The organism is Streptomyces sp. NRRL F-6676, from assembly GCF_000725625.1.
Lineage (GTDB): Bacteria > Actinomycetota > Actinomycetes > Streptomycetales > Streptomycetaceae > Streptomyces.
Genome location: NZ_JOHS01000107.1, coordinates 1 through 3532 on the forward strand (window position 1 = coordinate 1; position 3532 = coordinate 3532).

The 3532-nt window shown below is 69.7% G+C and carries 3 protein-coding genes and 1 pseudogene; 2 read left to right on the forward strand and 2 right to left on the reverse strand.

Features of this window, described 5'->3' with window-relative positions; all coding sequences use genetic code 11:
- Nucleotides 1–254: 254 nt before the first annotated feature.
- On the reverse strand, nt 255–863 hold the full coding sequence (locus IO29_RS31105; protein ID WP_030383497.1) for a YceI family protein: 609 nt from the start codon (nt 861–863) through the stop codon (nt 255–257).
- Between the two features lie 405 nt (nt 864–1268).
- Here IO29_RS31105 and IO29_RS31110 point away from each other — a divergent pair, with 405 nt between their 5' ends.
- Nucleotides 1269–2864 (forward strand): acyl-CoA carboxylase subunit beta, encoded by a 1596-nt coding sequence (locus IO29_RS31110; RefSeq protein ID WP_030383498.1) that lies wholly within the window; start codon nt 1269–1271, stop codon nt 2862–2864.
- Between the two features lie 35 nt (nt 2865–2899).
- Complete coding sequence (locus IO29_RS31115; protein ID WP_030383499.1) at nt 2900–3094, forward strand: acyl-CoA carboxylase epsilon subunit; 195 nt, start codon at nt 2900–2902, stop codon at nt 3092–3094.
- Between the two features lie 206 nt (nt 3095–3300).
- Here the strand turns inward: IO29_RS31115 and IO29_RS31120 are convergent.
- Nucleotides 3301–3532: pseudogene (locus IO29_RS31120) on the reverse strand (ATP-binding protein); the annotation flags it as partial.

Here is a 3532-nt window from a genome sequence, read left to right on the forward strand (position 1 = left end):
GTCTTTTAGGGGCGCGGGGAACTGCGCGACCAGCCACGACGGACCCGCACCCGCCCACGAACCCCACCCACCCGAGCTCCCCGGCGCCCCTCCCCCCGGGGTCGAAGGGGCGGAGCCCCTGGGGGACGGGAAGGGTAGGGGCGGCGGGGGCGAGAAAAAAAGGGCCTGGGCGGCCCGACGCCCGCCCTCCCCGGAACAGGGAGTGGAGGGCGGGCGTCAAGAACGGCCGGGGGCGCAGCCGCCCCCGATCACACTCACGCCTGCTTGATCGCCGAGATGTCGAACAAGAGCTTGATCTTGTCGGACACCAGCACCCCACCCGCCTCGAGCGCCGCGTTGTACGTCAGCCCCCACTCCGACCGCAGAATCTCCGCCCGCCCCTCGAACCCGACCCGCTCGTTCCCGAACGGATCCGTCGCCGACCCGTTGAACTCGAGGTCGATCGTCACCGGCCGGGTGACGCCCACGATGGTCAGGTCCCCCGTGATCCGGTAGTCGTCCCCGCCCACCGCCTCCGCCGCCGTCGAACGAAACGTCATCGTCGGGAACTCGTCCGTCTTGAAGAAGTCACCGCTGCGCAGGTGCCCGTCCCGGTCGGCGGACCCGGTGTCGATGCTGGCCATCGTCACATCGATCGTGGCCGTCGACTTCGCCGGATCGCTCCCGTCGAGGTGCAGCGAGCCCTCGAACTCCTTGAAGCTGCCCTTGACGTTGGTCACCATCGCGTGCCGCGCCGTGAAGGCGAGGGACGAGTGGGCGGGGTCGATGGTGTAGTCGCCGGTGAGCGCGGCGAGGTCCGGGCCGGCCGCCGCGGTGCCCGCGGCGGAGGTGGTCTCGTCGTTGCCGCGGCCGAAGATACCCATGGCGCACTCCTCAATTGGTTGAAGATTGAACTACCCCGTACTTGTACGGTAGACCCATTCTGTTCAAGTTTCAACATCATCGGGGCCGTTTCGGCAAAGTCGCCACGGACTCCGTACGATCGGTCCGCCGCACGCGCCCCGGTGTCACCCGCCCGGCATCGGCCGGCCCTCCCGTGCCCCCCGGTCGGCCGTCGCCCGTCACTCCGGTGCGGGCATGCGGACGGGCCGAATGTGAGCACGCTCTCCCTGTCGCCCTTTGTGCGCCCCCTACAACGCCGAACCCCTCTGAGCAGTCGAAACGGCTGCATCCCGGTAGGGTTCTGTTCGGTCGCACCAGGAAAACGCCCCGGAGACTGTACGGAGTCGACGGCTCGCTTTCACCGGTCGGCTTCGTAAGGTCACTACATGACCGTTTTGGAAGAGACGACGGGCGAACCCACCGGCGAACCTGCGGATGCCCGCGGCCGGGTCGCCGAGCTGCACGAGATCCGTGCGCAGGCGCTGGCGGGCCCCGGCGAGAAGGCGACCGAGGCGCAGCACGCCAAGGGCAAGCTGACCGCCCGGGAGCGGATCGAACTGCTGGTGGACCCCGGTTCCTTCCAGGAGGTCGAGCAGCTGCGGCGGCACCGGGCGACGGGGTTCGGCCTGGAGGCCAAGAAGCCGTACACCGACGGTGTCATCACCGGCTGGGGCACGGTGGAGGGCCGTACGGTCTTCGTCTACGCCCACGACTTCCGTATCTTCGGCGGTGCGCTGGGCGAGGCCCACGCCACGAAGATCCACAAGATCATGGACATGGCCATCGCGGCCGGTGCCCCGCTGGTCTCGCTGAACGACGGCGCCGGCGCCCGTATCCAGGAGGGCGTCAGCGCGCTCGCCGGCTACGGCGGCATCTTCCAGCGCAACACCAGGGCGTCCGGTGTCATCCCGCAGATCAGCGTGATGCTCGGCCCCTGCGCCGGCGGCGCGGCCTACAGCCCGGCGCTCACGGACTTCGTGTTCATGGTCCGTGACACCTCGCAGATGTTCATCACCGGCCCGGACGTGGTCAAGGCCGTCACCGGTGAGGAGATCACCCAGAACGGCCTGGGCGGCGCCGATGTGCACGCCGAGACCTCCGGGGTGTGCCACTTCGCCTACGACGACGAGGAGACCTGCCTCGCCGAGGTGCGCTACCTCCTCTCCCTCCTCCCGCAGAACAACCGGGAGAACCCGCCGCGCACCGAGTGCTCCGACCCCGCCGACCGCCGCTCCGACACCCTGCTCGACCTGGTCCCGGCCGACGGCAACCGGCCCTACGACATGACCAAGGTCATCGAGGAACTCGTCGACGACGGCGAGTACCTGGAGGTCCACGAGCGCTGGGCGCGCAACATCATCTGCGCGCTGGCCCGCCTGGACGGCCAGGTCGTCGGCATCATCGCCAACCAGCCCCAGGTCCTGGCCGGCGTGCTGGACATCGAGGCGTCCGAGAAGGCCGCCCGCTTCGTCCAGATGTGCGACGCCTTCAACATCCCGATCATGACCCTCCTGGACGTGCCCGGCTTCCTGCCCGGCGTCGATCAGGAACACGGCGGCATCATCCGGCACGGGGCCAAGCTGCTCTACGCCTACTGCAACGCCACCGTGCCGCGGATCTCCCTGATCCTGCGCAAGGCGTACGGCGGCGCGTACATCGTCATGGACAGCCAGTCCATCGGCGCGGACCTCACCTACGCGTGGCCGACCAACGAGATCGCGGTGATGGGCGCGGAAGGGGCGGCCAACGTCATCTTCCGCCGGCAGATCGCCGGGGCGGAGGACCCCGACGCCATGCGCGCCCGCATGGTCAAGGAGTACAAGTCCGAACTGATGCACCCCTACTACGCGGCCGAGCGGGGACTGGTCGACGACGTCATCGACCCCGCCGAGACGCGCGAGGTACTCATCAAGTCGCTCGCGATGCTTCAGACCAAGCACGCCGACCTTCCCTCCCGCAAGCACGGCAACCCGCCGCAGTAACGCTGCGGACATCTTCCTCACGGAGACTGAGACCCATGAACGTTCCTGACATCCGCGTCGAGAAGGGGCACGCCGGGCCCGAGGAAGTCGCGGCGATCACGGCCGTGCTGTTGGCCCGGGCGGCGGCCCGGCAGGAGCCGGCGGCCGCCGGGCACCGTGGGCGCGCCCGGGCCGGCTGGCGCCGGCTGGAGCGCGAGAACGGCTTCCGCGCCCCCCACAGCTGGCGCTGACCCCACATCCGACGAGAAGGGCCCCTCCGCATCGCTGCGGAGGGGCCCTTCTCGTCGGATGTGGTGCCTGGGGGTTCCGGCGGGCGCGGGTGAGTGGGGACTTCTCGCGCGGTTCCCCGCGCCCTCTGCTTTCGCGGGGGCGCGGGGAACCGCGCGACGAGCCACGACGCGCCCGCACCCGGCAACGCGCCCCGTGGCCGTGACCCCTACCGGAGTCGCGCCATCAGTGCGTGCTCCACGAGCGTGATCAGGGTCGACTTGGCGTCGGCGCGATGCCTCGCGTCCGTCGTGATGATCGGCGCGTCGGGGCCGATCTGCAACGCCTCCCGGACCTCGTCCGGGTTGTAGGGCTGCTGGCCGTCGAAGCCGTTGAGGGCGATGACGAAGGGCAGGCCGGAGTTCTCGAAGTAGTCGACCGCGGGGAAGCAGTCGGCCAGG

Excerpts from the sequence above, each read along its gene's own strand:
- IO29_RS31105 (WP_030383497.1), bottom strand. The coding sequence starts at position 863 with ATGGGTATCTTCGGCCGCGGCAACGACGAGACCACCTCCGCCGCGGGC.
- IO29_RS31110 (WP_030383498.1), top strand. The coding sequence starts at position 1,269 with ATGACCGTTTTGGAAGAGACGACGGGCGAACCCACCGGCGAACCTGCG.
- IO29_RS31115 (WP_030383499.1), top strand. The coding sequence starts at position 2,900 with ATGAACGTTCCTGACATCCGCGTCGAGAAGGGGCACGCCGGGCCCGAG.